Genomic DNA, 26,362 nt, shown 5'->3' with positions numbered 1-26,362 from the left:
CCCGTGCCACCGGGTGCGGGTGCCCCGCAGAACCGGACGCGCCGCCCCGAGCCGGTACCGCCGCAGGCGGGCCCCCCACCGCAACGGGGCACCCGCGCCGAGCCGCTGCAGGAAGCTCCCCGGCACCCGGCCGATCCGGCCGCGAACCGGCCCCCCGCCGCCAACGGCCGAGGCGCCGCAGCCGGTCCCCGGCGCGCCCCCGATGCGCCGCCGCCACGCCAGACCGGCAGCTCGCCGGTGGTCCAGGACATCACGGGCGCCACACCGGCCGCCCGGCCCGCGAACCGCCGCCCCGCCGAGCGCTCCGCTCCTGTGGCGCCGGTCGCGCGTCCGGAACCCGAGCAGGCCGAAGAGGTCACCGACGTCCTTCCTCCGCTCGAAGAGCAGACGCGCGCCAAGCGCAAGGGCGTGGGCTGGCCCACCAAGGAGGGCAAGGACGCCAAGCCGAAGACGGTCGGCACCTCCGCGCAGACCCGCCTGGAGGCCTCCCGGGAGCGCCGCAACAAGCGCCTGCGGGCCACGGGACGGGCGGGCGGAGCAGTGTGCGCCGTCCTCGCATTGCTGGTCACCGGCGGCGGCTGGAGCTACCTGCGGTCGACGACGGACGGCTTCACCCAGGTCAACGCCCTCGACGAGAACTCAGAGGACATCGTCGATTCCAATGCTCAGCTCGGCGACGAGAACTACCTGCTCGTCGGCACCGATACCCGCGCAGGGGCCAACGGTCAGCTCGGCGCGGGCACTTTGGACGACGCCGAAGGCGCCCGCGCGGACACCACCATGCTGGTCCACATCCCGAAGGACCGGAGTCGGGTCGTCGTAGTGTCCTTCCCCCGCGACCTGGACGTGACCAGGCCCCAGTGCAATGGGTGGGACAACGAAAAAGGCACATACTCCGCCGAGAAGTTCCCGTCGGCCATGGGCGACAAGCTCAACGCCGTCTACAACCTCGGCGGCCCGATGTGCCTCGTCTCCACGATTCAGCGCCTCACCGGCGCGTCGATCAATCACTTCATCGGCATCGACTTCGCCGGTTTCGAGTCGATGGTCAACCAAATCGATGGCGTCGAGGTCTGCACGTCCAAGCCACTCGTCGACGGCGTGCTCGGCACCATCCTCGAACACCCGGGCAAGCAGCGCATCGACGGCGAAACCGCGCTGAACTACGTGCGCGCCAGGCATGTCTACGGTGAGGAACGCAGCGACTACGACCGCATCAACCGGCAGCAACGCTTCCTCGCTTCGCTGCTGCGCGGCACGCTGTCCAGCAAGGTGCTGTTCAATCCGGGCAAGTTGAAAGGCTTCATCGACGCGTTCAGCAGGCACACCTGGGTCCAGAAGGTCGAACCCGACGACCTGCTGAGGCTGGGACGATCACTGCAGAAGATCGATGCCGGCGCGGTCACCTTCATCACCGTCCCGACCGCGGGCACCACCCCCTACGGCAACGAAATTCCCCGCGAATCCGACATCAAGGCGATCTTCAAGGCGATCCGCGACGACCAGCCACTGCCGGGCGAGAAGCCGACCGTCCAGGCGAACGCGCCCGTCCCCACCCAGGCCGCGGCGACACCGACCAAGCACCGGGCGGTGGACCCCTCCACCGTCTCGCTGCTGGTGTCCAACGGTTCCGGGGTCGAAGGTCTGGCGCGCACGGCCGCCACCAAGCTCGGCAACCAGGGCTTCACGATCTACAACACCGGAAATTACGCCAACGGCACCTCAGCGACGACGAAGGTCCGCTACGCCGCGGGCCTGGAAGCCGAGGCGGCCACCGTGGCAAGCTCGATTCCCGGCGCGACCATCGAGGCCGCCGACGATCTCGGTGGCATCGTCGAGGTCGTCATCGGAGGCGACTCGGCGAACGGCGTCGTCGTGAAGGCGCCGACTCCGGTCGGTGACGAGATCACCAACGTGGTGACGAGCACCCCGAAGGATTCGACGCCGACCGTACTGCCCTCCGACCTGGAACACGTCAACGCGGCCGAGGACATCTGCAAGTAGGACCGATACACCGCAGCGAGCGTGCGACGCAGATCACAAATTGGCGTGGTGTCGCCGCCACCAGCCCGGCGAGGGTTGCGGCTTCCGGTTGTTGACCCATCAACGGCAACCCCCGCGCTAATGATGCACACCGGTCATTCACTCGGCGTTCGTGACTTGGTCAGCGTGGCGAACTAGGGTCAGGTTCCATGCGTGTCATCTACAACGAGCAAATGGCCGAGCTCGCCCACCTGCTGGGTGAGATGGCCGGCGTTGCCGGCTCGGCCATGGAGCGGGCGACCCAGGCCCTGCTCCAGGCGGACCTCGCCCTGGCGGAGCAGGTGATCAGTGAATCCGACCGGATCGCGGAGCTGATCCAGGACGCCGAGGAGAAGGCCTTCGCCTTGCTCGCGTTGCAGGCGCCGGTGGCAGGCGACCTGCGGCAAGTGGTGAGCACGATCCAGATCGTCGCCGACGTGAATCGGATGGGCGCGCTCGCGCTGCACGTAGCCAAGGTCGCGCGCAGGCGTCATCCGAACCACGCGCTACCGGAAGCCGTCAACGGCTACTTCGCCGAGATGGGCCGCATCGCGGTGAACATGGGCGCCGGTGCGCGAGAGGTGCTGGAGACCCGCGACCCCGAGCGCGCGGCGCAGCTGAACGAGGACGACGAGGCGATGGACGACCTGCATCGTCACCTCTTCACGCTGCTCATGGACCGGGAGTGGAAGTACGGCGTAGCCGCCGCCGTCGACGTCACACTGCTCGGCCGCTACTACGAGCGCTTCGCCGACCACGCCGTCGAAATCGGCAGGCGGGTCATCTTCCTGGTGACCGGCGTCCTCCCCCCTGACCCGGATGCCGAGGGATAACCGAAAGGCATGCCGGGCTTGACGTTTCGCGGGCGGTGAATGATAGATTTGGCCGCGCGGGGCGGGATTGCTCCGGTATAGCGTTACGCCGGAGGGGATCCGGTATGAAGGGGGGCGTCATGAACGTCGATCCAGCAGAGCTGCGCGCGTTGGCCGCGTCGATGGACCAAATCGGCGGCAATATCGGCGGCTTGACGGTGCGTACCACCACGGACGCGCTCGGTAATGTGCTGCCCGGTTCGGCATTGAGCGAAGTGTGCTCGGCGGCGGGTGCGAATGTCGAAGACGCGTGGCGGCGAATGGCCATGCGCTGTAAACGGATTTCCAACATCGCCAAAGGCGGCGCCGCGAACTACGAGGTATCCGACCAGCAGTTTCGCGATGGCCTCGAGGCGATGGGCGCGCAGCTGTGAGGACGACGAATTCGACGCCCACGCTGAGTCAGGTGCGGTCGGAATGGCAACCGTGGAAACTGGGCGAAGCCGGAACGGAAATACGAACTCGCAATGGCGAATTCGTATCGCTGATCGATGAAACGGTGACGCAGATTCGTGCGGCAGGCGCGCATTGGAGCGGCGATGCCTATTACGCGGCCTACGACCGGATAGCCGGCGACCGCGACGCGGCGAACAAAGTGGCGCTGGATACCGAGGAACTCGCGCAGACGTTGATCGATAGCGGCACCAGTCTGGCCGGGTTCCGCCAAGCTTTGCTGGACAAGGTCGACCAGGCCGTCGCGGCCGGATTCACCGTCTCCGAGGACTGGCAGGTCACTCCCGGGCCGGACGTCGCGGACGACGGCGGCGACTCGCAGTACACCCACCAGACCGCCGTCACCACGGCGCTGAACGAACTGCTCGGCACCCAATCGGACGTCGCCACCAAGATCGAGCAGGCCAGCGGGAATGTGCGCGCCCGCAGTGACCAGCTCGGCGACGGCGACCCGCTCGACAGCGGCGAGCAGACGGATCCGACGCTCGCGGTGTACAGCCGGCAGTCCGATAGCGCGAACACCGACGAGGATCCGACCGACCCTTCCACCACTCCCGCGGGCACGCCGCAGGCGAATCCGATCGCCGAGGAGCAGTCCACCGGCGAAGACGGGACCGATAAGTCTAAGTCGGGCGAGGACAAGAGCGACGAGGGCGACAAGACTACCGGCGAAGACAAGAGCACCGGCGAAGACAAGAGCACCGGCGAAGACAAGAGCGATAAGAGCGACGACTCCAAGTCGTCCGGTTCCACCGGCCCCGCCAGCGACCCGAATTCCTGGACACCCTCGGATGTGACGAGTCTTATCACCGCGGTGGGCGGGATCACCGGAGATGTGCCGACGTTGATCGAGTCCGTCGGCAAGCTCGACGACGATCTCGACGACATCATCAAAGCGGGCGGAGAGGCGGGAAAGGGCCTGATCGACTCCGCAGGCTCGGCCGCGGAGAACTTCGCGAAGGCCGCCGATACGGTGATCACCAGCGTCGACCAGGCGGCCGACGGCACGCCCGCGGATTCACCGTCCACGGGTGAGCCCGCCGAAGACGGCACACCGGCGGCGGACAAAGCCTCCGACGATTCCACCACCGACCAGCCCTCGAAAGCCGATCCGAACGCGAAAGCCACCGATCCGAAGGCGGATGACCCGGCTTCGAAGGCCGACGACAGCAAGACCGGAAATCCGAAGCCGGCGCAGGGCACGGAAACGAAGCCGGAACAACAGCCTGCGTCCGTCCGGCAGGCGAGCTACACCGGTACCGAACCCACCGCGCCCAGCAGCACTTCCGCGCCCAGCTCACCGTCGACAGCGCCCGCGAGTACCGGTTTGCTCGGCGGCCACATGGCGAATCGGCAATCGGATTCGGAACACACCCGTCGAGTAGAAGCGGCGCAGACGCCCCTGTTCGAGACACCCCCAGACCAGTAGATCAGCATTTTCTGCTCCGAATGGAGAAAGGCCCTGGGTAGCCGACTCGCTACCCAGGGCCTTTCCTCTGCCCGTGCCGATCGAGGCCGCTCGGCGGCCGGATCAGCCGAAACGGCCGGAGATGTAGTCTTCCGTGGCCTTCTGCGACGGGTTGGAGAAGATCTTCTCGGTGTCGTCGATCTCGATCAGCTTGCCCGGCTTGCCCTGGGCCTCCAGGTTGAAGAAGCCGGTCTGGTCACTCACGCGCGCGGCCTGCTGCATGTTGTGGGTGACGATGACGATGGTGAATTCCTTCTTCAGCTCGGTGATCAGGTCCTCGATCGCCAGGGTGGAGATCGGGTCGAGCGCCGAGCAGGGCTCGTCCATGAGCAGCACATCGGGCGACACGGCGATGGCGCGCGCGATGCACAGACGCTGCTGCTGACCGCCGGAGAGGCCGCCGCCCGGCTTGTCCAGGCGGTCCTTCACCTCGTTCCACAGGTTGGCGCCGCGCAGCGAGCGCTCGGCCACCTCGTCGAGTTCCTTCTTGTTGCGCACGCCTTGCAGCTTCAGGCCCGCGACCACGTTGTCCTTGATGGACATGGTGGGGAACGGGTTGGGCCGCTGGAAGACCATGCCGATCGTGCGGCGCACGCCCACCGGATCGACCTGGGTGCCGTAGATGTCCTCACCGTCCAGCAGCACCGCGCCCTCGACCCTGGCGTTCGGGGTTACCTCGTGCATGCGGTTGAGCGAACGCAGCACGGTGGACTTGCCACAACCCGAGGGACCGATGAAGGCGGTCACGCTGCGCGGCAGCACCGTCAGCGAGACATCGGACACGGCATGGAACTTGCCGTAGTAGATGTTCAGATCTTTGACGTCGATCCGCTTGGCCATTGTCGGTAATCCGTTCCGCTTCTATCGGTTCCGGGTGAGCAGGCGGTTGAGGACCGCAGCCGCGAGGTACAGGAAGGCGATGATGATGATGAGGGTCAAAGCCGCGCCCCAGACTCGCTCGCGTCCGGCGGCCTCGGGGTTGGCCAGCTCCTGGTAGATCAACAGCGGCAGCGACGCCATGTTGCCGTCGAAGATGTTCGTGTTGATCGACTTGCTGTAGCCGACCAGCACCAGCACGGGAGCTGTCTCGCCCATCACCCTGGCGATGGCGAGCAGGATGCCGCTGATCATGCCGGGCAGGGCGGTCGGCACCACGATCCGCACGATGGTCTTCCACTTCGGGATACCCAGCGCGTAGGACGCTTCGCGTAGCTCGTCGGGCACCAGTTTGAGCATTTCCTCGGTGCTGCGGACGACCACCGGCAGCATCAGCAGCACCAACGCCAGTGACACCGCGAGCGAGCTCTGCGGGAACCCGAGCGTCGCGATCCACAGCGCGAAGACGAACAGCGCCGCGACGATCGACGGCACGCCGGCCAGGATGTCGACCATGAAGGTGGTGGTCTTGGCCAGCACGCCACGGCCGTACTCGACCAGGTACACCGCGGCCATGATGCCGAGCGGCACCGCGATGACCGTCGCGACCAGCGACTGGGCGATGGTGCCGTAGATGGCGTGGTAGACGCCGCCCGCGACCTGGTTGGGCAGCACGCCCTTCAGCGAGTTCTGCCACCAGTTGGCCCGGACCACGGCGCTGAAGCCCTTGGTGATCACCATGATCAGGACCCAGGCCAGTGGCACGAGCGCGATGCCGAACGCCAGCCAGACCAACCCGGTCGCGAGGTTGTTGCGTATCCGGCGCGACAGGCTCACGTCCCGGAAGGTGGGCGGCTTGATCGGCCGGTCCAGAGTCGAGGTGGTCATCACCCGTTCACCCTTCCGCCCGCGGCGAGTCGAGCCAGCGCATTCACGACGAAGGTCAGCGCGAACAGGACGAAGCCTGCCGCGATGTACGCGCCGGTCGGCAGCGGAGCGCTGAACTCCGCCGCGGCCGAGGCGATTTTGGAGGCGAAGGTGTACCCGCCGTCGAACACCGACCACTGTCCCGGATGCGCGGCCGTCTTCAGCACGATCAGCACGGCGATCGTCTCGCCGAGCGCACGGCCGAGGCCGAGCATGGCGCCCGCGATCATGCCGCTGCGGCCGTACGGCAGCACCGTCATCCGCACGACTTCCCATTTCGTCGCGCCGAGCGCCTGCGCCGCCTCGATGTGGGCGCGCGGGGTGAGGTTGAACACCTCACGGCTGACCGACGTGATGATCGGCAGGATCATCACCGCGAGCACGACGCCCGCGGTGAAGATCGTGCCGCCGCTGGCCAGCGGGATATTGCCGTCCGAGAACAGGAACAGCCATCCCAGGTTGTCGTTCAGGAAGGTCTGGATCGGCTCCAGTTGCGGAGCGAGCACCAGGATTCCCCAGAGACCGAACACGATCGAGGGCACCGCCGCGAGCAGATCGACGACCACCGAGAACGGCCGCGCCAGCGTCTTCGGCGCGTAGTGCGTCAGAAACAGCGCGATGCCGATGCCGATCGGAACGGCGAGCACCAGTGCGAAGATCGAACTCAGCACCGTGACCATGAACAGGTCCCGGATGCCGAACCGCAGGTGGTTGGCGTCCGAGGTGTTGAAGTCGGTGCTGGTGAAGAAGTTCGCCTCGTTCGCCAGCACCGACGGCACCGCTCGGATGAGCAGGAATAGTGCGATCAGCGCGATGGCGGCGACGATGATCGCACCGGCCGCCGTCGCCAGGGAGCGGAAGATGATCTCCGCTCGCTGGCTGTGCTGCGGACGGGCCCTCTTCGCGGCCGGATCGTTGCTCGGCTTGCTCGGCATGCGCGCAGTATCTCCGCCTGCTCGCTGGTCGGTCGAATCCGACGGACCAGCGGCGGCAACCTCGTCGTGCACGGTCATGTGGGGACTGCTATCAGGAGATGGCGTTGATGGCGGTGGTCAGCTTGGTCTTGAACTGCTCCGGGATCGGGATGTACCCGGCCTCGTCCAAGCCCTGCTGGCCGTTGGTGACCGCCGAGGTGAGGAAGGCCTTGACCGCCTTCGACGTGGCGGCGTCGGAGTACTTCGAGCACACGATCTCGTAGGTCGGCATGACGATCGGGTACGCGCCCGCCACCGACGGCTTGTAGAACGAGGAGGTGTCGATGACCAGGTCGTTGCCCTGGCCGGAGACCTTCGCAGACTCGATCGCCTTGCCCGCCGACGCGACGCTCAGCGTCACCGGGTCCTTGCTCGCCGAGGTGATGATGCGCGCGATCGACAGGTTCTGCGCCTTCGCGAAGGACCACTCGTTGTAGGTGATCGAGTTCTTGGTGCTCTTCACCGCGGCCGAGGTGCCCTCGTTGCCCTTCGAGCCCGCGCCGACGCCACCGTTGAAGGCCTTGCCCGCGCCCTTGCCCCAGGCGCCGTCGGAGGCGGAGTCCAGGTAGAGCTGGAAGTTGTCGGTGGTGCCCGACTCGTCGCTGCGGAAGATCACGGCGATCGGCTCGGACGGCAGCTTGGCGTTCGGGTTCAGCGCCTTGATCTCCGGGGCATCCCAGGTGGTCACGGAGCCGTTGAAGATCTTGGCGGCGGTCGGGCCGTCCAGCGCGAGATCGGCGACGCCGTCGATGTTGTAGGTGATCGCGACCGGGCCGAACACGGTCGGCAGGTTCCACGCAGGCGAGGCGCAGCGGTCGGCGGCCTTCTTCGGCTCGTCCTTCTTCGCGCTCAGCGGCGAGTCGGAGCCACCGAAATCGGTCTGGCCACCGAGGAATTCGCTCACACCGGCACCGGAGCCGCTGGAGGTGTAGTTGAGCGTGGAACCGTCGCAGTTCTTCTCGTACGCGGCGATGAAGCGCTCCATCGCGTTCTTCTGCGCCGAGGAACCGCTGGCCTTGAGGGCCTCCTTGCCGCCGCAGGCGACGTCGACCTTCGCCACGTTGCTCGAGTCGGTCGCGGTGTTGTCGTCGCTGCCACAGGCGGCCAACGTCATGGCGCCGACGGCCAGCACACCGACGAGGGCGCTGCTGCGCTTGAGATTCACTATTCCTCCGGAATGGCGTCCAACTCGTCCGGTCCCTCACCGGCCCGGACGGGTGCTGTGGTGCTGTTCGCGGGGAACTTGCGCACCAGGCAGCAGTGTGCTGCCCTCACTCAACCTAAAGTCACGTGGTTGACAGTTGGACCGACCTGAGTGAACGGAGAGTGAACAGCCCGGCGCGATTGCACCTGGTAGATGTGACGTTTGCCCCAGTTTTACTCGGGGACACCCGTTCTGCCGCCTGTTATTCAGCATCCGCCGCGGCGTAGGCGACGTCGACGTGTGCGGGGGCGAATCCGAGCCGGGTATAGGTGCGCACCGCGGCGGCATTGTCGGCCTCGGTGTAGAGCAACACCTCGGCCAACCCGCGGTCCCGCAGATGACGCAAACCGGCGAGAGTGAGCAGACGGCCGAGCCCACGCCCCTGCGCCGCCGGATCGATACCGACCACGTAGACCTCGCCGAGCGGCGGATTCTCCGCGTGATGCACCTTGGTCCAGTGGAATCCGAGCAACCGGCCCGGCGCGGCCGGGTCGAATGCCAGGAACAGGCCCGCCGGATCGAACCACGACTCGGCGCGGCGGAGTTCGATGTCCCGCCGGGTCCACCCGCCCTGTTCGGGATGCCAGGCGAAGGCCGCGCTGTTCACCCGCAGCAATTCCGCGTCGTCGGCGGGGCCCGCGTAGGTCCGCAACACGATGTCGCCCGGCACGCTCAATTCCGGTAGCTCAGGACTTGCCAGCGACCGTCGCATATGCCAGAGCTCACGCGCGGTCCGCAACCCGAGCCGCGCAGCGACGGCTTTGGCCGCAGGCCGGTCGCCGTGCGCCCAGACCCGCGCGCCCGGACCACCCTCGGCCAGAGCGTCCTCGACCAGAGCGGCGCCGACGCCGTGGCCGCGCCGGGACGGATCGACCGCGACCTCGGCCATCGCGGGATGGTCGCCGTGCGCGGGAACGAGATTCGCGTAGCCCGCGATCGCGCCGTCGCGCCGAGCGAGCAGATGGCGTACTCCGGTGTGGTCGCCCGAGGTGAGCGACAGCACTGCCTGTTCCGAGACCGGGGCGACCCCGTCGGCCGCGGTGGCACGCGCCAGCAGATCGGTGATCGCCTGCGCGGTGTCCGCATCGAGACGATCGGTCCACTGTGTTGTCACGCCGCTCATCGGCCTCCGTTCATCGTGCCCGGCGGACTCCGCTCGGAGTCCGCTCCTGACAACGTCGTAGGGGCGGGCGGCATTTCGGAGTTCGATGCGCGAGCCGCCGGGAATTACTGCGCGGAGCCGTTGACCGGCGTGAGCGGGGAGTCGTCGGTGCCCTCGTTGTCCTCGTCCGGGAAGCTCACCTGCTCGCCCTTGGCCGCCGCGCGCGACGGGCGCACCGCTTTGTAACCGACATTGCGCACCGTGCCGATCAGCGATTCGTATTCGGTGCCGAGTTTGGCGCGCAAGCGCCGCACATGCACGTCCACGGTGCGGGTGCCGCCGAAGAAGTCGTAGCCCCACACCTCCTGCAACAGCTGCGCACGGGTGAACACCCGGCCCGCGTGCTGCGCGAGATACTTCAGCAGCTCGAACTCCTTGTAGGTGAGGTCGAGCGGGCGGCCACGCAACCGCGCGGTGTAGGTGCCCTCATCGATCACCAGCTCGCCGAGCGTGATCTTGCCGGTGTTCTCCGGGCTTGCCACGCCGCCGTTGCGCCCGACCAGCAGCCGCAATCGGGCGTCGAGTTCGGCGGGGCCGGTACCGGGCAGCAGGATGTCGTCGAGCCCCCAGTCCGCGTTCACCGCGACCAGGCCGCCCTCGGTGAGCACCGCGACGACCGGCACCGAGGACCCGGTGCTGCCGAGCAAGCGGCACAGGCCACGGGCCGCGGCCAGGTCGGTTCTCGCGTCCACCAACGCGACGTCCGCAGTGCCTGCCTCGAGCAGGGATGCCACTTCCGTCGGCGCGGGGCGCACGTTGTGCGCGAGCAACGCAAGCGAGGGCAACACCGACTCGGGGTTGGGGTCGGAGGTAAGCAGGAGCAGCTCCACAGGCCCTCCTCCCATCTCGTAGCCACGCGGATGCGGCAGCACCGCCGCGGCCGCGTCGCTAATCACAGGTAATCGGATGCAAGATTAGCGCGTAACAAGGCATGACCACGCATTCCGGGGTCCGTGACCGCAGCGGAGGACACCCGCGAGCCCCGCTCGGGCCAACCGATATGGTTCGTACATGGGTTACGTACCGGGCAGGCCCGCCACCGGCGGGGCGCCCGGCACGGCAGCCGAACGCGCGCCGCGCGGCTCCCGGCCGCCGCGGCCCGAGACCCGGAGAGACGGGGGAGCATGCGCAAGCTGATCATCGGCCTGCTGTGTCTGGCGGGTTTCGCCGTCGTCGTCGACTTCAGCACCGCGGCCTATTCGGAATATCGCGTGTCCCGCGCGCTGCGCGACGGCGCCGACCTCACCGCCGATCCCGAGGTGACGATTCACGGTTTCCCCTTTCTCGGCCAGGCCTGGGACAGCCGCTACGACCACGTGGAGATCCGGGCGCGCGCGAAGCGTGCGGACATCCCCGGCGAAACCGCGCTGGAGGCGACGCTGACGGGAGTGCGGCTCCCGCTCGGTGAACTCGTCGACGGCAGCCTGCGCGGCGTCCCCGTGGAGCGAGTGGACAGCAGGTTGCGGGTGGAGCCGACCGAACTCGGCAGGCTGTTCACCATCCCCGATCTGCAGGTGCATTCGCGGCCCGCGGACAAGTCCGACGGGACCGGCGGATCGGGTGGTTCCGGCATGACCACCACCGGCGCGCTGGTGCTCACCGGCACACTGCCCGAGACGCCCGGCGCGCAGTACGGCGGCGAAAAAGTGAGTGTGCAGGCCGATCTGTCGCTCGACGGCGATCAGGTGAAGATCGTGGCGACGGGTTTCTATCGCGGCCCGCCCGGCACCGAGACCATGCCTGTGGCGGTGATCACCGAGGCCGATCGTCCCGCGGTGCTCGCCCGGTTCACCCGTACCATCGATACCAAGGAGTTGCCGTTCGGCGTCCGGCCCACCAAGGTCTCCGCCCAGGGCGGTCAGATCGTCGTGGAGGGCAAGGGCGTGAACGTCACGATCGACCTCGACCGATTGCAGCGACCATGATCCAAATCACCATCCTGGCAGTAGTACTGCTCGCCGCGCTGGCGGTGGGCGTCCTGCTGCGCCGCCGCGAAGGCAAGGTACGCGCGGCCGATGGCATCGACCTGGCCGACCGCGCGGATCTGCTGGCGGCCGTCGGGGTGACCGGCGACGGTCCCGCGGTCCTGCATTTCTCCGCCGAATGGTGCGGACCGTGCGACGCGGTTCGCCGGGTGGTTGCCAATGTCACCGACCAGCTCGCGGGATCGCCGCAGCCGCCCCAGGACATCGAGGTGGACATCGACGCCGAGCCCGCGCTCGCGCGGGAGTTGAACGTGCTGTCGCTGCCCACCACGTTCGTCTTCGACGCCGCGGGCAGGGAACGGTTCCGCATATCCGGCGTGCCCAAGGCCACCGATCTGCAGTCCGCGCTGGAGCCGCTGACCGCAGCGGCCTGAGCTGCGACGACAAGTCCCCTCGACGGATGTGATCCACCCCGGGTCCAATTCCCCCGCCGAATTGGGTAAACTGCTGACGTGCTTTCCAACCACGAGCTGATGCTCACCCGACGCCGCACAGTGGATCTGTGCCGGCTCGGTGGTTGTTGCTGCCTGTGCCGCTGATCGGTCGGCTTCCCCGGATTTCCTGACGCCGACCCCTGTCCGCCGCGCGAGTGATCTCACGATCCCCCGGCGAATGGGCAAATCTTCAGTCATCGGACTTTCTCAGCGCAGGAGTATGCACAATGTCCACCCAGATCCGTAAAAGTTCCGGAACGCTATCCACTACCGCAGACCAGGTCGATGTACGCGGCCCGCGCTTCGCCGCATGGGTGACCACCGGCGTCCTCGTGGTCATCCTGCTGGCCGCCGCGTTCTCGCCCGGCGCGGCTGCCGTCCTGATCGCCCTGCAGGCGGTCGTCTTCGCGATCGGCGCGGCCCTCGGCCCGCGCCGGCATCCGTATGGCCGGATCTACGCGGCCTTCGTCGCGCCGCGCCTGGCGCCGACCAGTGCGACCGAGCCGACGGCGCCGCTGCGGTTCGCGCAGCTGCTCGGTTTCGTCTTCGCGGCCGTCAGCCTGCTGGGCTTCGCGCTCGGCTCCACAGTCGTCGGCGCGGTGTTCGCCGGCTTTGCCCTGTTCGCGGCGTTCCTGAACGCGGCGTTCGGGATCTGCCTGGGTTGCCAGATCTACCCGCTGGTCGCCCGTCTCCGCCGGAGCCCGTCACCGGCATCGAACTGACCCTGCTCGTCATCTCTGAAAGGAAAACAATGGCTCGCTCCGATGTCCTGGTCTCCGTTGACTGGGCCGAAGAGAACCTCAACGCCCCCGGCGTCGTCTTCGTCGAGGTCGACGAGGACACCTCCGCCTACGACGGTGGGCACATCGAGGGTGCCGTCCGGCTCGACTGGAAGAAGGACCTGCAGGATCAGGTTCGTCGCGACTTCGTGAACCAGGAGCAGTTCTCCGATCTGCTCTCGGCCCGCGGCATCTCGAACGACGACGAGGTCATCCTGTACGGCGGCAACAACAACTGGTTCGCCGCGTACGCCTACTGGTACTTCAAGCTGTACGGCCACAACAACGTCAAGCTGCTCGACGGTGGCCGTAAGAAGTGGGAGCTCGACGGCCGTCCGCTGTCCACCGAGGCGGTGAACCGGCCCGCCACCCAGTACAAGGCGTCGGCGCCCGACCTGTCCATCCGCGCCTTCCGCGACGAGGTCATCGCGGCCATCGGCACCAAGAACCTGGTCGACGTGCGTTCGCCCGACGAGTTCACCGGCAAGATCCTGGCGCCCGCCCACCTCCCGCAGGAGCAGAGCCAGCGTCCCGGCCACATCCCCGGCGCCATCAACGTGCCGTGGAGCAAGGCCGCGAACGAGGACGGCACCTTCAAGTCCGATGCCGAGCTGACCGAGATCTACAAGGAAGCCGGCCTGGACGGCGAGAAGGAGACCATCGCCTACTGCCGGATCGGCGAGCGCTCCTCGCACACCTGGTTCGTGCTGCAGGAACTGCTCGGCCACCAGAACGTCAAGAACTACGACGGCAGCTGGACCGAGTACGGCTCGCTCGTCGGCGCTCCGATCGAGTTGGGAGAGTAAGAGATATGTGTGCAGCACCTACTCAGGGTCAGGCCATCCCGGCCGGTGTCGACGTGGAGAAGGAAACGGTCATCACCGGCCGTGTCCTGAGCGCCGACGGCCAGCCGGTGGGCGGGGCGTTCGTGCGCCTGCTCGACGGCAACGGTGATTTCACCGCCGAGGTCGTCGCGTCGGGCACCGGTGACTTCCGGTTCTTCGCGGCTCCCGGCTCATGGACCGTCCGTGCGCTCTCCTCGGCGGGCAACGGCTCGGCCGAGGTGCGCCCCGAGGGCGCGGGCATCCACTCGGTCGACGTCACGGTCGCCAAGTAAGACGCCACACCGGTCGAACGGCCCCGGTCGCTTTCCGCTCCGCGGAAGCACCGGGGCCGTTTGCGTGCCGCGACGAGGGGGTCGTTAGACTCGGATCGTGGTCCTCTTCTTCGAGATTCTGCTGGTGGCCGTGGCCGTTCTGATCGGCTGGTTCGGCCTCTACGTCTTCTACCGGCTGTTCACCGAATCATGAGCGAACTCGCGAGCGAAGGTTCCAACCCGGCCGAGCGAGCGAGTGAACAACTGAACGGAACCGCTCCGGCCGATTCCGCCGGTCGCCGCAGCGGTGACCAGGCCGTGGCCGATGCCGCCGAACGGGCGAGATCGACCGGCGCGCGAAATATCCCGGTCCTACCGGATCTTCCGCTGCCCGAGGACACCGCCAATCTGCGCCTCGGCCCGGATCTGAGCGCCTCGATGCTCGCGATGCTCCCGCTGGTGGGCGTGTGGCGCGGCGAGGGCGAGGGCAACGACCCCGAGCGCGGGGACTACCGGTTCGGCCAGCAGATCGTCGTCTCTCACGACGGTGGCGACTACCTGGCCTGGGAATCCCGGTCCTGGGTGATCGAGGCCGACGGCAACTACGGCGGCCCCGACTTGCGGGAGAGCGGCTTCTGGCGGGTCGGCATCGACGGCAACGACGAGGTCATCGAATTGCTGCTGGCGCACAGCAGCGGCATCGTGGAGCTGTTCTACGGCCAGGCGCTGACCCAGTCGTCCTGGGAACTGGCCACCGACGTGGTGATCCGCAGTCAGTCCGGCATCGTCGTTGGCGGCGCCAAGCGCCTCTACGGCATCGTCGAAGGCGGCGATCTGGCCTACGTCGAGGAACGCGTCGTAGCCGACGGCCCCCTCGAACCACGCCTCTCGGCCCGCCTCCAGCGCTACATCGGCTGAGTCGGGGCCCGTCACCGCCTGACCCGGCAAGCTTTCCCGCCACCAGGCTTCGTACCGGCGCGACACCCACGCCGGCGGCTCCTCACCGGCGCACTCGATCACGTTGCCGACCCAACTGGTACGGCCTGAATACCCGGAGGGGCAAAACAGAACAGCCCCCGAGCCATACCGGTGCGACTCTCATCGCACGGGTCCGGTCGGACAGACCGGGGCTCGGGGGCCGGGTGACTGCCTGGAATTCGCTCAGCGCTCGCGCGGGCGAAATCCACCTGCAGCGGTGGCGCTAGCGGACAGCCACCTCACGTGTCCTATGAATATCCATTCGTCGAACCACCTCCTTCCTCGTGTACGAACGAATCTAGCGGCGGGTCAGCAGCTCGGCAACGGAATTTCTCGGTGGGCGGAATCGGGGACGTCGCACGCTGTCGCTGGGGCCGCGAATTCCGTTGTGACCAGGCCCGATGCGGTGATCCGGAGCACCGTGCCGGCCTGATGGTCCTCCGGCAGTTGATGTGTGACGACGACCACGATGCGATCGGGTTCCACGATGCCGCTCTCGACGTCCAGCAGGTCGCGCAGCAGCTGCGCCCCGGGCTCGGCCTCCAGGTGCTCCGTCGGTTCGTCGAGCAGCAACACCCGCGCCGGTGACACGAGTGCCCGCGCGAGCAGTATCCGGCGACGCTGGCCGCCCGACACGGCGGCCGCTCCCCCGGTCAGGCCGGTGTGCACCCCCTCCGGCAGCCCGTCCAGCCAGTCACCGAGACCGACTGTCCGCAACGCCTTCTCGGCGTCTTCGGCGGTCAGATCGCCACGCGCTACCCGCAGATTCTCCAGTACCGAGGTGCCGAACAGGTGCGCGTCCTCGGCGAAGAAGGTGATGCCGGGGCGCGGTGTGTCGAACAACCCCGCCCACTTCATCAGCAGAGTCGTCTTGCCCGCGCCGCTGGGGCCGACGACCGCTATTCGTCTGCCCCGAGGCAGTTCCGGCACGCGCGCGTCGTGTAGCCGGGCCGAGGGGGCGAGGCTCGTCCCCCGTCCTTCCGGCTTCGTCTCGTACCCGGGTTGGGAGTCACAGGGATCCGTCGCCGTGCCGGTGGGCGAACCGGATTCGAATCCGTCCAGGCGATGCAGCGCGGCACGGGCGGTCGTCAGGGCCTGCGCCGCTGCGGGCAGCGGGCCGACCGCTTCGAAGGCCGAGAGGGGCAAGAGAACCAGGACGACCAGCGCCATCGGTGTCATCGCGCCCGCGGCACCGCCATCGGGGCCGTAGAGGGTGATGCCGATCAGCAGGGCGCCCAGCACGGCGGCGCCGATCGAGAGCGGCGTGGCGGCGGCGGCCCAGGCGCTGCGCCGGGCAGCCCGGTCCTCCGCGGCGACGGCCCGATGCGACGCCGCCGCGGCCGCGTCGAGAGCGGCGTCGAGACGACCGGCGACGCGCAATTCGGCCGCGTGGTCGAGGACTGTCAGAGCCTGCGCGGTGAACTCCGCCCGGTCGGCGCGGACGGCGCGTTCCGCCTCCGACGCCGCCGCGGCCGACAACCACGGCGCGACGATGCCCGACAGGGCCAGCGCACCCGCCAGGATCCCGGCAGCGGGCGGGGAGATCGTGGCCAGGAGCGCGACGGCCGCGACCGAGAGGACGAGGGCGACCGCGACCGGCACGAACACGCGGACCACCACGGCCCCCAGGTCGTCGATGTCACGGCCGACGCGGACCAGGAGATCACCGCGGCGCGGCGGCTTCGTCTCCCCGGCGGGCGCATCCGACCGGTCGTGCCCGGTCCGCGGGACCTCGGGCCTGCGCAGCCAGAAATCCGAGCGAGCCAGCGTGCGGTAGACCGTGGTGCGGGCGGTCGTCATGGCGCGCAGGGCCACGTCGTGGGTGGCGAGACGTTCCAGGTACCGGCACAGGCCGCGCGAGATACCCAGCGCGCGCACCGCGACGACGGCGATGCTCAGGTCGAGCACCGGCGGCATCTGCCAGGCTCGCGCGATCAGCCAGGCCGCCAGCGCCGCGAGACCGAGCCCGCTGCCCAGCGCCAGCACGCCCCACCCGATCGCCACCGCGACCCGCCCGCGGGACAATTCGAGCAGCGTCCACATCCGGCGCAGATCACCGAACATCGTGGTGTCGCGTGAAACGGCCCGCGTCATCGCGATCGCTCCTCTCGCCCGTCCCTCGCGTCGGCTCGCGAACCACGGCCAACCATCGGCGGGTCTTCCACACAGGTCGCGGCCACCGTCACCCACTGGCCGCCGCAGTTTCCTCCGGGCGTGTCGCCACACAGTCGACCGGCTTTCGCGGCCGCGGGACCTCCGCTCGCGCGGTGCGCATCACCACGAGCCGGTCGCACGCGGCCGATCATCGGGCGATCCTGGCGGCGATCAGCGACTGCTGAGCTCCGGTCGGCTTTGAACGAGCTTTTCCGCCGACACCCGCTCTATGACGTGACCGGGCGCGATCGGCATCAGCCCGATCGTCACGCAGGACGCCTGGATAGGTGACCGGCGGACGGCGTCCATGCGAGTCGATGATGCTTCGCGCGTTCACCGCAGGACCTCCGCTCGGTCGGCGCGTACCTGGACGACGTGATCGGCGGCGGCCAGCACGGTGGGGCGGTGGCCGATGACGACGACCGTCGCGCCCGCGCGGGCCCGGACCTGGAGGGCGGCCAGCACGGTGGCTTCGGCGGCGGCGTCGAGGTGCGCGGTCGGCTCGTCGAGCAGCAGGATCGGGCGATCGGTGGCCAGCACCCTGGTCAGCGCGAGGCGTTGGCGCTGACCGAGTGACAGGCCGATGCCGCCGGGGCCGACCACGGTCTGCCAGCCGTCCGGCAGATCCGCCAGCACGGCGTCGAAACCGGTCGCCAGGCAGGCGGCTTCGAGATCGTCGATGACGCGCGCCGGGCCGCGGGCGGCGCGGTCCGCCGTTCGCGCGCCGAGCAGTTCGAGGTTGTCCCGCAGCGTGCCGGGTATCAGCACCGGTCGCTGCGGCAGCCACGCCACGCGTGCCCACCATCGGTCCGGGTCCAGTTCACGGATGTCGACACCGTCGACGGTCACGACGCCTCGGTCAGGCGCGATCAAGCCCAGGATCGCCTGCACCGCGGTCGATTTGCCGCTGCCGTTGGGACCAGCGAGCACAGTGAGGGAGCCGGGCCGCAAGACCGCCGACAGACCCGCGGGGGCGTACCCGTCACGCGCCCGCACCGAGAGATCGCGGAGTTCGACCGCGCCGGAGCCTGCGGAGCTGTCGCGGTCCAGTGCCGCCGCACCCACCACACCGTGGCCAGGCACGGACGCGAGCGGATTATCGTCAAGGGCAGGGGCCGTGACGTGCGTGGCGGGCGTGGACTCGACAATCGCGAACGCTTTGTCCGCCGCCGCCATGCCGTCTTGGGCGGCGTGGAAACGTTCGCCCACCGTGCGCAGTGGCAGGTACACCTCGGGGGCGAGCACCAGCACCACCAATCCCGCGTAGAGACTCATCTCGCCGAATACGAGCCGCAGCCCGATGGAGACCGCGATCAGGGCGACGCTGAGGGTCGCGAGCATCTCCAGCACCATCGAGGACAGGAAAGCCATGCGCAGCGCGCGCATGGTGCGTTGCCGCAGCGCGTCACCGAGATCGCGGACGCGGTGCCGCATGGTGTGTGCGGCGGCGTCTGGTTCGGATTCCGCGTGGCCCGTCTCGCGGCCGAGCGCGCGCAACGTCGGCATGCCCGCGAACAGGTCGAGCAATTGGTCCGACAACCGGGTGGTGGCCGCGAGGGTGGCTTCGGCCCTTCCCTGGGTCAGCCGCCCGATGAGGATCATGAAGATCGGGATGAGCGGCAAGGTGACCACCGCGATCACCCCGGAGGTCGGATCGTGGGCCGCGATGACCGCGAGCACGATCGGCGGCACCAGCACCGCCAGCAGCAGAGCGGGTACGTAGCCGACGAGATAGCCGCGCAGCCCGGACAGGCCCGTGCCGACGACCACGGCCAACTCCGTTCGGCGCGTGTCGAGTTCGCGAGGCGACAGCCGTGCGCCCGCCGCGAGCACCGCGCCCTCCAGCTCCGCCACCACGCTCGCGCCCGCTCGGTGCGCCAGCCGGGACTGCGACCACGTGGCGAGCACCCGGCCCGCGATCACGAGCGCGAGCACGACCAGTTCGACCGTCCACGCGCCTAACGTGCGCGAACCCGGATCGGTGACCACCCCGGCCAGCACCCGCCCGAGCAGCAGCGCCGCCACCACGATCGCCGCGGTGACGACCAGAGACAGCGCGACGCTCAGCGCCAGGTAGCCGCGCGCCGAGCGGGCGTACCGCCACAGGCGCGGGTCGATCGGCGGGCGTGCCATGGCGTCAGTCCCGCACGCGCCGCATGGGCAGGCCGACCGGGGGCGGGATCTGCTCGACGGTGATCCGCTTGCGGAACACCCAGTAGGTCCAGCCCTGGTACACCAGCACGACCGGGGTGGCCAGCGCCGCCGCCCAGCTCATCACCTTCAGCGTGTACGGCGTCGAGGACGCGTTGTGGATCGTCAGGTCGAATGCCGCGTCGAGCGTCGACGGAAGCACATTCGGGAACAGTGAACCGAACAGCAGCGCGGTCGCCGCCGCGACGGTCACCGTGGTGCCGGTGAACGCCCACCCGTCACGCTGGGCGAAGTCGGCGGCCGCCGCGACGACCAGACCGAGTACCGCCAGCGCCAGCGGGATCCAGGTCCAGCCGGTCCCGTAGGACAGCTGGGTCCACAATCCGAATCCGCCGACCACGACCACCGTCGGAGCCAGCAGCAGCCGGGCGGTGCGCCGGGCGTCGTCGCGTACCTCGCCTGCCGTCTTGAGCACCAGGAACATCGCTCCGTGCAGCGCGAACAGCAATCCGGTCGCCAATCCGCCGAGCAGGGCGTACGGCCCGAACAAGTCGGCCACCGAGCCCGCGAACTGCTTCTTCTCGTTCAGCGGAACACCGTGCACGACATTGGCGAACACCCAGCCCCAGGCCAGCGCCGGAACCCAGGAACCGATGCCGATGCCGATGTCGCAGCGGGCCCGCCAGCGCGGGTCGTCGATCTTGCCGCGGTACTCGATGGCGCAGATCCGCAGGATCAGCGCGACGAGCACCAGCAGCAAGGCCAGGTAGAAGCCGGAGAACAGGCTGGCGTACCACTCGGGGAACGCGGCGAACATCGCGGCGCCCGCGGTGATCAGCCAGACCTCGTTGGCGTCCCACACCGGCCCGATGGTGTTGAGCACCGCGCGCCTGCGCCGGTCGGACCCCTTGCCGAGGATCGGCATGAGCATACCGACGCCGAAGTCGAAGCCCTCCAGCACGAAGTAGCCGGTGAACAGCGCGCCGATCAGGACGAACCAGAACTCTTGCAGACTCATCGCCGGCTCCTAGTAGGCGAACGAAAGGTGTTCGACGGCGGGCTCTTCGGCCGTGCCGCCCGAGGCCGGGTCCGTGCCGTGCGGCTCGGACGCGGCGGCTGCGGCCGGATCGGGTCCGTGGATCACGTACCGGCGCATCAGGTAGAACCACACGATCGCGAGCGCGCCGTACAGCAGCGTGAAGGTGATCAGCGAGAACAGCACGACGCCGGGCGAGTGGTCCGAGACGCCCTGCTGCACGGTGAGGCGCAGGTTCGGGTCACCGGTGGGGTTGGGCACGACCACCCAGGGCTGGCGCCCCATCTCGGTGAACACCCATCCGGCGCTGTTGCCCAGGAACGGCGTCGGGATGACCAGCAGGCTCAGCCAGGAGAACCAGCGCTGGTCGGGCACCCGGCCGCGGCGAGTGAGCCACAGCCCGGCCAGCGCGAGCAGCGCCGAACCCGCCGACAGGCCGATCATGGCGCGGAACGACCAGTAGGTGACGAACAGGTTCGGGCGGTAGTCGCCGACGCCGAACTTCTCGTTGTAGGCCTTCTGCAGGTCGACGACGCCGTCCAAGGTCACGCCGGTGAACTCGCCCTCCGCCAGCCAGGGCAGCACGTACGGCACTTCGAGCACGTGCGTGACGCTGTCGCAGTTGTTGTGCGTGCCGACGGTGAGCACCGAGAAGTCCGGGTCGAGCGCGGTGTGGCACAGCGATTCCGCCGAGGCCATCTTCATCGGCTGCTGTTCGAACATCAGCTTGCCCTGCACGTCACCGGTGTAGACCAGCGCCGCCAGCGACACGATCAGCACGGCGATGCCCGCCCGCGCCGCGGGCCGCCACATCGCCCGCGCGTCGGCGAGTTTCGCCTCGTCGCCGCCGCGGGCGTTGCGCACCATCCACCATCCCGCGATGCCCGCGACGAAAGTGCCCGCCGTCAAGAAGGATCCGGCGACCACATGCGGGAACGCGGCCAGCAAGGTGTTGTTGGTGAGCACCTCCACGATGCTCTGTAGCTCCGCGCGACCGGTTTCCGGGTTGTAGCGGGCGCCGACCGGATGCTGCATGAACGAGTTGGCCGCGACGATGAAGTACGCCGAGGCGTTCACGCCGATCGCGACCATCCAGATCGCACCCAAATGCAGCAGTTTGGGCAACCGGGTCCAGCCGAAGATCCACAGCCCGAGGAAGGTCGACTCCATGAAGAAGGCGATCAGGCCTTCCAGCGCGAGCGGGGCGCCGAAGACGTCACCGACGAACCGGGAGTACTCGCTCCAGTTCATGCCGAACTGGAACTCCTGCACGATGCCGGTCGCGACGCCGAGCGCGAAGTTGATCAGGAACAGCTTGCCGAAGAACTTGGTGAGTCGCAGCCAGTGCTGCTTGCCGGTGACGACCCATGCGGTCTGCATGGCTGCCACCAGCGGCGCGAGACCGATGGTCAACGGCACCAGAAGGAAGTGATAGACCGTGGTGATGCCGAACTGCCATCGGGAGATGTCCAAGGCGTTCAAGCCGGCCTCCTGCATATCTACGACGTGTCGTAGTAAGACTACGTCGGAGACAGCGGGGAACAATGCGTCCTAGGCCACGCCACCAGCGCGATTGCCGCCCATTTCGCCTGTTTTCCGTGCTCATCGCCACCCCGCGCCCGCCCGAGTAGGACGGAGATCACGGAGCGGCGCCTCGCCACGACAGCGCCGCCCTCCGCGCCCGGCCGACACGACAACCGATCTCGCGGGCGGAACACCCCGTCACCAGTCGCCGATGGCTCCCGCGCGCTCGATGCCGCGATCGACCAGATCGATGATCTCCTGGGCGTTGTCCGGCGCGGACATCCGCAGCCCGTCCAGCGAATTGACCCGCGCCGCAAGCGAGATGCTCGACAGCATCCACACGCTGTCGCAGGTGAGCAGGTCGGCGGTGAACAGCGAGTCGTAGCGGCAGCGCCAGCCGGCCTTCTCGGCTTCGGCGAACAGCGCGCGCTGGGTGACGCCGGGCAGCACGCCGTTCTTCGCGGGCGGGGTGATCAACTGCTTGTCGCGGGCGATCACCACGGTGGACCGCGGTCCCTCCAGCACCCGATTCTCCGTGCTGGTGAAGATCACGTCGTCCGCGCCCATCCGCGCGGCGAACCGCAGGGCGGCCATGTTGGTGGCGTAGGACAGCGTCTTGGCCCCGAGCAACTGCCAGGGCGCCGCCTGCGCGAGGTCGACCGAGATGCCGCGCGAGAGGCTCACCACGGCGACGCCTTCGGTGCGGGCCTTCTCCACGCGCTCGGGCACCGGCACGACGAGCACGAACGCCGTCGGCACCGGCACGGCGGCGGCGAGATCGCCGGTCTTGACCTTGTCGGGCGTGCCCGCCAGCTCGGAGTCGCGGCCTCGGGTCAGCACCAGCCGCAGCACGCCTTCGCGTTCGCTGCCCCATTCCTTGGCGGCGATCTCCACCGCCTCGCGCCATTTGCCCAGTTCCGGCTCGGGTAGATCGAGCGCCTGCGCGGAGCGGCGCAGTCTGCCTAGATGAAATTCGATCGCGCACGCGACACCCGCGCGCACGAGCACCGTTTCGAACACACCGTCGCCACGCAATACGCCGATATCGTCCGCGAACAACAACGGCGCATCCACATCTCGGACCGCACCATCGAGAGTTACCAGAACTCGATCCACCATGCGACGAGCGTAGGCGGTGTGAGCGGCCAATGCCTATGTCACGGCCGCTTTTGCCAGACCTTTTGTGCAGCCGCGCCACAGCGCCCGCCGTAATGCTCGGACAATGCCGATCGGCTATGCCGGACCGCGGCGCCATGGCCCGGTTCGCGCACCGCCGGGCGGACCCGCCTAAAGTGGAGAAGGTGTCCGTGGTCGTTGCGCCCAGCCCCTTGCTCAGTGTGTCGGGAGCCGTCGCGGGAGCGGCGGGTTCGCCCGACGCCGCCGTCGCCTGGCACTACGGCGATCCATTCGGCGAACAGCGCGCCGCGGCGGAGCGCGCCGCGATCGTCGACCGTTCGCACCGATTCGTGCTGCGCATCACCGGCGCGGCGCGGCTGACCTGGTTGCACACCATCACCAGTCAGCATGTCGCCGCCCTCGGCGACGGGCAGTCCGCCGAGAACCTCGACCTGGATCTGAACGGCCGGGTGCTGCATCACTTCGTGCTCACCGAACTGGACGGCACCGTCTGGATCGACACCGAGGCCGAGCGCGGTCCCGACCTGCTCGCGTTCCTGCAGAAGATGGTCTTCTGGGCCGACGCCAAGCCGGTCGAAGCCACCGATCACGCGGTGCTGAGCCTGCTCGGACCGGGAGCCGCAGGTTTGACCGAAGCGCTCGGCGTACCGGCCCTGCCCGGTATGTACGAGGCGGCGCCGCTGCCCGGCGGCGGCTTCCTGCGCCGGATGCCGTGGCCGACCGCGGACTCCTTCGACCTGATCATCCCCCGCGACCGGCTGACCGACCTCTGGTCCCGGCTCACCGCGGCCGGCGCCACCCCCGCCGGGATGTGGGCCTTCGAGGCGCTGCGCGTCGCGGACGTTCGCCCGCGCATCGGCCTGGACACCGACGAGCGCACCATCCCGCACGAGGCCCGCTGGATCGGCGGCGTCCCCGAGCACGGAGCGGTTCACCTGGACAAGGGCTGCTATCGCGGCCAGGAGACGGTGGCCAGGGTGCACAACCTCGGCAAGCCGCCGCGGCACCTGCTGCTGTTGCACCTGGACGGCTCGGCGGACGAGCGCCCGGTTGTCGGCGACGACGTCACCGCGGGTGGCCGCACGGTCGGCAGGCTCGGCACGGTCGTCGACCACTACGAGCTGGGCCCCATCGCCCTCGCCCTGGTCAAGCGTGCCGTTCCGGCCGATACCGCGCTGGCCGCCGGACCGGTGGCCGCGTCCATCGATCCCGATTCGATGCCCTCCGACGACGAGCCGCAGGCGGGCAGACTCGCGGTCGACCGGCTGCGCGGGCGTTGATCCGTTGGCGAAACACCGTTCGGCGTGGGACTTTTCCAGCCAGCACCCGCACCACTGCTCAGCGCCGAGCCTCCCCATCCGCGACGAGAGGAGCGCTGCCCATGCGCGTCGGTGATACCGGCGAGGTGCTCGCCGCCTGTGTCGTGCACGCCGACCTCGAGGTGCCGACCCGGGTGGGTCGCACCGCTATCGACAAGCGACCGGTGGCGGGCCGGGTCGCGGTGCGCGCGCTCGGCTTGGACGGCGACCACGTCTGCGACACCAAGCATCACGGTGGCGTGCATCAGGCCGTCTACGCCTACGCCGACGAGGACGCCCGTCGCTGGGGCACGGAACTCGGCCGCACCCTGCCCGCCGGGTGGTTCGGCGAAAACCTCCGGGTGGGTGGACTTCCGGTCAGTGACTCGGTGATCGGCGCGCGCTGGTCGGTCGGCGACACTCTGCTGGAGGTCAGCGCTCCGCGCGTGCCGTGTGCGACGTTCCAGCACTGGAGCGGCGAGCAGCAGTGGGTAAAGCGGTTCGCCCTGCGCAGCGACACCGGCGCCTACCTGCGGGTGGTCGAAGAGGGAACGATCGCGGCGGGGGACCGGATCTCGGTGGTGCACGTCCCCGAGCACCGCATCACCGTCCGCGACCTGTTCACCGGCGCCGATCTCGACCTGCTGACGATCCTGCTCGCCGACGAGCCGACCATCTCCGACGACGTGCGCATGCAGGTCGAACGGCACGCGCGCAGGCATACCAACGCCGCGCGGGCCGCGGCGCACCGGCACGCGGCGGCCGGCCGCACCGACGACATCGGGACGGGAGCGCAACTGTGAGTGTGGAACTGGTCGAGGTCGTCCGCTCGGGCTTCCGCGAATGCGTGCACCGCGGCTCGGTGGTGGTGCTCGACGCCGCGGGCGAGCCCACCCTCGAGCTCGGCGAAGTGCATCTGCCGATCTTCCCGCGTTCGACGAACAAGCCGATGCAGGCGATCACTCTGCTGCGCAACGGGTTCCAGCCGCTCGACGACGCCGAACTGGCCATCGCCACCGCCTCGCACTTCGGCGAACCGGACCATGTCGCGCTGGTGCGCAGGCTGCTGGACCGCTTCGGGCTGCCCGACTCGTCCCTGGCGTGCCCGCCCGATCTGCCGTACGACGAACGCGCCCGCGCCGCGGCGCTCGCCGGTGGGCAACAGCCCCATCCGATCTACATGAACTGCTCCGGCAAGCACGCGGCGATGCTCGCGACCTGCGCGATCAACGGCTGGCCCACCGAGGGCTACCAGGACCGGACGCACCCGCTCCAGCGCGCGGTGATCGCGACGGTGGCCGACCTGACCGGCGAGCCGGAAGCCGATCTGGGCATCGACGGCTGCGGACTGCCGATCATCCCGGTCTCGCTGGTCAACCTCGCGCGAGTGTTCGCGACCATGGCGACGGCCGATCCCGGCACCCCGGAACGCCGGGTCGCCGACGCGGTGCGCGCGCATCCGCGAGTGATTTCCGGCACGAACGGGGCCGATCTGCTGGCCATGCAGGCCACCCCGGGACTGGTGTGCAAGATCGGCGCGGACGGTGTGCACGCAGGCGCGTTGCCGGACGGATCGGCTTTCGCGTACAAGATCGAAGACGGCCACGATCGGGCGCGAATGCCGCTGACGCTGGCGATTCTGCATCGGATGGGGATCGAGTGGACCGATGCGCACGCGGAACTCGCGGCTCCCGCGGTGTTCGGCGGGGGCGCCCGAGTCGGTGTGATTCGCGCGATACCCGGCGTGGTCTAGGTATTCTACGGCGGGGCGACAAGCGGGCAAACGGCACCGGTTCCGGAGTTCTTCACCCACTCCTGGAAGCGAGACCGCC

The 26,362-nt window shown here is 68.7% G+C and carries 24 protein-coding genes; 13 read left to right on the top strand and 11 right to left on the bottom strand.

All coding sequences use genetic code 11. From position 1 onward, the window contains the following. Positions 1-3: 3 nt before the first annotated feature. The 4 genes from ON29_RS03945 to ON29_RS03930 all read left to right on the top strand — a co-directional run bounded on the left by ON29_RS03945 (position 4) and on the right by ON29_RS03930 (position 4,776). Positions 4-2,004, top strand: a complete 2,001-nt coding sequence (locus tag ON29_RS03945) for an LCP family protein (protein ID WP_083863221.1) — start codon at positions 4-6, stop codon at positions 2,002-2,004. Positions 2,005-2,192: 188 nt separating this feature from the next. After that, positions 2,193-2,855 (top strand): phosphate signaling complex protein PhoU, encoded by a 663-nt coding sequence (gene phoU / locus ON29_RS03940; protein ID WP_040864752.1) that lies wholly within the window; start codon positions 2,193-2,195, stop codon positions 2,853-2,855. 119 nt (positions 2,856-2,974) lie between these two features. After that, positions 2,975-3,268, top strand: a complete 294-nt coding sequence (locus tag ON29_RS03935; RefSeq protein ID WP_040864751.1) for a type VII secretion target — start codon at positions 2,975-2,977, stop codon at positions 3,266-3,268. Between the two features lie 125 nt (positions 3,269-3,393). After that, positions 3,394-4,776: a hypothetical protein gene (locus tag ON29_RS03930; RefSeq protein ID WP_157172643.1), complete on the top strand. Its 1,383-nt coding sequence runs from the start codon at positions 3,394-3,396 to the stop codon at positions 4,774-4,776. A gap of 102 nt (positions 4,777-4,878) precedes the next feature. Here ON29_RS03930 and pstB read toward each other — a convergent pair whose 3' ends face one another. The 6 genes from pstB to ON29_RS03900 form a co-directional block, all read right to left on the bottom strand. Next, complete coding sequence (pstB, locus tag ON29_RS03925; protein WP_039795034.1) at positions 4,879-5,655, bottom strand: phosphate ABC transporter ATP-binding protein PstB; 777 nt, start codon at positions 5,653-5,655, stop codon at positions 4,879-4,881. Between the two features lie 21 nt (positions 5,656-5,676). After that, positions 5,677-6,579, bottom strand: a complete 903-nt coding sequence (pstA, locus tag ON29_RS03920) for a phosphate ABC transporter permease PstA (RefSeq protein WP_040864749.1) — start codon at positions 6,577-6,579, stop codon at positions 5,677-5,679. Beyond that, positions 6,579-7,553, bottom strand: coding sequence for a phosphate ABC transporter permease subunit PstC (pstC, locus tag ON29_RS03915; protein WP_040864748.1), 975 nt, complete (start codon positions 7,551-7,553; stop codon positions 6,579-6,581). Before pstC ends, pstA begins: the two co-directional genes overlap by 1 nt. A 91-nt stretch (positions 7,554-7,644) precedes the next feature. Further along, positions 7,645-8,757, bottom strand: a complete 1,113-nt coding sequence (pstS, locus tag ON29_RS03910; protein WP_040864747.1) for a phosphate ABC transporter substrate-binding protein PstS — start codon at positions 8,755-8,757, stop codon at positions 7,645-7,647. 241 nt (positions 8,758-8,998) lie between these two features. Beyond that, on the bottom strand, positions 8,999-9,919 hold the full coding sequence (gene mshD, locus ON29_RS03905) for a mycothiol synthase (protein ID WP_040864746.1): 921 nt from the start codon (positions 9,917-9,919) through the stop codon (positions 8,999-9,001). A gap of 104 nt (positions 9,920-10,023) precedes the next feature. Then, positions 10,024-10,788, bottom strand: coding sequence for a winged helix-turn-helix transcriptional regulator (locus ON29_RS03900; RefSeq protein ID WP_040864770.1), 765 nt, complete (start codon positions 10,786-10,788; stop codon positions 10,024-10,026). A gap of 294 nt (positions 10,789-11,082) precedes the next feature. Here ON29_RS03900 and ON29_RS03895 point away from each other — a divergent pair, with 294 nt between their 5' ends. The 6 genes from ON29_RS03895 (at position 11,083) to ON29_RS03865 (ending at position 15,170) form a co-directional block, all read left to right on the top strand. Next, positions 11,083-11,883 carry an LmeA family phospholipid-binding protein gene (locus ON29_RS03895; RefSeq protein WP_040864745.1) on the top strand — a complete coding sequence of 267 codons (801 nt, stop codon included), beginning with the start codon at positions 11,083-11,085 and terminating at the stop codon, positions 11,881-11,883. Then, positions 11,880-12,317 carry a thioredoxin family protein gene (locus ON29_RS03890; protein ID WP_040864744.1) on the top strand — a complete coding sequence of 146 codons (438 nt, stop codon included), beginning with the start codon at positions 11,880-11,882 and terminating at the stop codon, positions 12,315-12,317. The genes ON29_RS03895 and ON29_RS03890 overlap by 4 nt, the downstream gene beginning before the upstream one ends. Before the next feature lie 287 nt (positions 12,318-12,604). Then, complete coding sequence (locus tag ON29_RS03885) at positions 12,605-13,099, top strand: DUF4395 domain-containing protein (protein ID WP_040864743.1); 495 nt, start codon at positions 12,605-12,607, stop codon at positions 13,097-13,099. 29 nt (positions 13,100-13,128) lie between these two features. Beyond that, on the top strand, positions 13,129-13,962 hold the full coding sequence (locus ON29_RS03880; RefSeq protein WP_040864742.1) for a sulfurtransferase: 834 nt from the start codon (positions 13,129-13,131) through the stop codon (positions 13,960-13,962). 5 nt (positions 13,963-13,967) lie between these two features. After that, positions 13,968-14,273, top strand: coding sequence for a DUF1416 domain-containing protein (locus ON29_RS03875; protein ID WP_040864741.1), 306 nt, complete (start codon positions 13,968-13,970; stop codon positions 14,271-14,273). 189 nt (positions 14,274-14,462) lie between these two features. Continuing rightward, positions 14,463-15,170, top strand: a complete 708-nt coding sequence (locus ON29_RS03865; protein ID WP_040864740.1) for a heme-binding beta-barrel domain-containing protein — start codon at positions 14,463-14,465, stop codon at positions 15,168-15,170. 369 nt (positions 15,171-15,539) lie between these two features. On the opposite strand, the gene cydC is transcribed toward ON29_RS03865, so the two are convergent. From cydC to ON29_RS03840, 5 genes are all read right to left on the bottom strand, one after another. Further along, positions 15,540-17,324 (bottom strand): thiol reductant ABC exporter subunit CydC, encoded by a 1,785-nt coding sequence (cydC, locus tag ON29_RS03860; protein ID WP_373283846.1) that lies wholly within the window; start codon positions 17,322-17,324, stop codon positions 15,540-15,542. Between the two features lie 393 nt (positions 17,325-17,717). Beyond that, entirely contained in the window at positions 17,718-19,517 is a 1,800-nt protein-coding gene (gene cydD, locus ON29_RS03855; protein WP_040864739.1) for a thiol reductant ABC exporter subunit CydD, read from the bottom strand. 4 nt (positions 19,518-19,521) lie between these two features. After that, positions 19,522-20,553, bottom strand: coding sequence for a cytochrome d ubiquinol oxidase subunit II (gene cydB / locus ON29_RS03850; protein ID WP_040864738.1), 1,032 nt, complete (start codon positions 20,551-20,553; stop codon positions 19,522-19,524). A 9-nt stretch (positions 20,554-20,562) separates the two neighbouring features. Next, positions 20,563-22,053, bottom strand: a complete 1,491-nt coding sequence (locus ON29_RS03845; protein WP_040864768.1) for a cytochrome ubiquinol oxidase subunit I — start codon at positions 22,051-22,053, stop codon at positions 20,563-20,565. A gap of 240 nt (positions 22,054-22,293) precedes the next feature. Then, complete coding sequence (locus ON29_RS03840; RefSeq protein WP_040864737.1) at positions 22,294-23,214, bottom strand: aminodeoxychorismate lyase; 921 nt, start codon at positions 23,212-23,214, stop codon at positions 22,294-22,296. Between the two features lie 134 nt (positions 23,215-23,348). Between ON29_RS03840 and ygfZ the strand changes: the two genes are divergently transcribed. From ygfZ to ON29_RS03825, 3 genes are all read left to right on the top strand, one after another. After that, complete coding sequence (gene ygfZ, locus ON29_RS03835; protein WP_051174843.1) at positions 23,349-24,512, top strand: CAF17-like 4Fe-4S cluster assembly/insertion protein YgfZ; 1,164 nt, start codon at positions 23,349-23,351, stop codon at positions 24,510-24,512. 101 nt (positions 24,513-24,613) lie between these two features. Next, positions 24,614-25,333 carry an MOSC domain-containing protein gene (locus ON29_RS03830; RefSeq protein ID WP_040864736.1) on the top strand — a complete coding sequence of 240 codons (720 nt, stop codon included), beginning with the start codon at positions 24,614-24,616 and terminating at the stop codon, positions 25,331-25,333. After that, positions 25,330-26,283 (top strand): asparaginase, encoded by a 954-nt coding sequence (locus tag ON29_RS03825; RefSeq protein WP_040864735.1) that lies wholly within the window; start codon positions 25,330-25,332, stop codon positions 26,281-26,283. Before ON29_RS03830 ends, ON29_RS03825 begins: the two co-directional genes overlap by 4 nt. Positions 26,284-26,362 lie beyond the last annotated feature (79 nt).

The organism is Nocardia exalbida NBRC 100660 (assembly GCF_000308575.1).
GTDB classification, from domain to species: Bacteria; Actinomycetota; Actinomycetes; order Mycobacteriales; family Mycobacteriaceae; genus Nocardia; species Nocardia exalbida.
Note: the sequence above shows the minus strand (reverse complement) of the source record. Positions and strands in the feature narration are given on the sequence as shown.

Coding starts and splice junctions, on each gene's coding strand:
- pstB (WP_039795034.1), bottom strand. CDS start 5,655: ATGGCCAAGCGGATCGACGTCAAAGATCTGAACATCTACTACGGCAAG.
- cydD (WP_040864739.1), bottom strand. CDS start 19,517: ATGGCACGCCCGCCGATCGACCCGCGCCTGTGGCGGTACGCCCGCTCG.
- ON29_RS03885 (WP_040864743.1), top strand. CDS start 12,605: ATGTCCACCCAGATCCGTAAAAGTTCCGGAACGCTATCCACTACCGCA.
- pstA (WP_040864749.1), bottom strand. CDS start 6,579: ATGACCACCTCGACTCTGGACCGGCCGATCAAGCCGCCCACCTTCCGG.
- ON29_RS03895 (WP_040864745.1), top strand. CDS start 11,083: ATGCGCAAGCTGATCATCGGCCTGCTGTGTCTGGCGGGTTTCGCCGTC.
- cydB (WP_040864738.1), bottom strand. CDS start 20,553: ATGAGTCTGCAAGAGTTCTGGTTCGTCCTGATCGGCGCGCTGTTCACC.
- mshD (WP_040864746.1), bottom strand. CDS start 9,919: ATGAGCGGCGTGACAACACAGTGGACCGATCGTCTCGATGCGGACACC.
- cydC (WP_373283846.1), bottom strand. CDS start 17,324: ATGACGCGGGCCGTTTCACGCGACACCACGATGTTCGGTGATCTGCGC.
- ON29_RS03830 (WP_040864736.1), top strand. CDS start 24,614: ATGCGCGTCGGTGATACCGGCGAGGTGCTCGCCGCCTGTGTCGTGCAC.
- ON29_RS03890 (WP_040864744.1), top strand. CDS start 11,880: ATGATCCAAATCACCATCCTGGCAGTAGTACTGCTCGCCGCGCTGGCG.
- pstC (WP_040864748.1), bottom strand. CDS start 7,553: ATGCCGAGCAAGCCGAGCAACGATCCGGCCGCGAAGAGGGCCCGTCCG.
- phoU (WP_040864752.1), top strand. CDS start 2,193: ATGCGTGTCATCTACAACGAGCAAATGGCCGAGCTCGCCCACCTGCTG.
- ON29_RS03840 (WP_040864737.1), bottom strand. CDS start 23,214: ATGGTGGATCGAGTTCTGGTAACTCTCGATGGTGCGGTCCGAGATGTG.
- ON29_RS03880 (WP_040864742.1), top strand. CDS start 13,129: ATGGCTCGCTCCGATGTCCTGGTCTCCGTTGACTGGGCCGAAGAGAAC.
- ON29_RS03865 (WP_040864740.1), top strand. CDS start 14,463: ATGAGCGAACTCGCGAGCGAAGGTTCCAACCCGGCCGAGCGAGCGAGT.
- ygfZ (WP_051174843.1), top strand. CDS start 23,349: ATGGCCCGGTTCGCGCACCGCCGGGCGGACCCGCCTAAAGTGGAGAAG.
- ON29_RS03875 (WP_040864741.1), top strand. CDS start 13,968: ATGTGTGCAGCACCTACTCAGGGTCAGGCCATCCCGGCCGGTGTCGAC.
- ON29_RS03935 (WP_040864751.1), top strand. CDS start 2,975: ATGAACGTCGATCCAGCAGAGCTGCGCGCGTTGGCCGCGTCGATGGAC.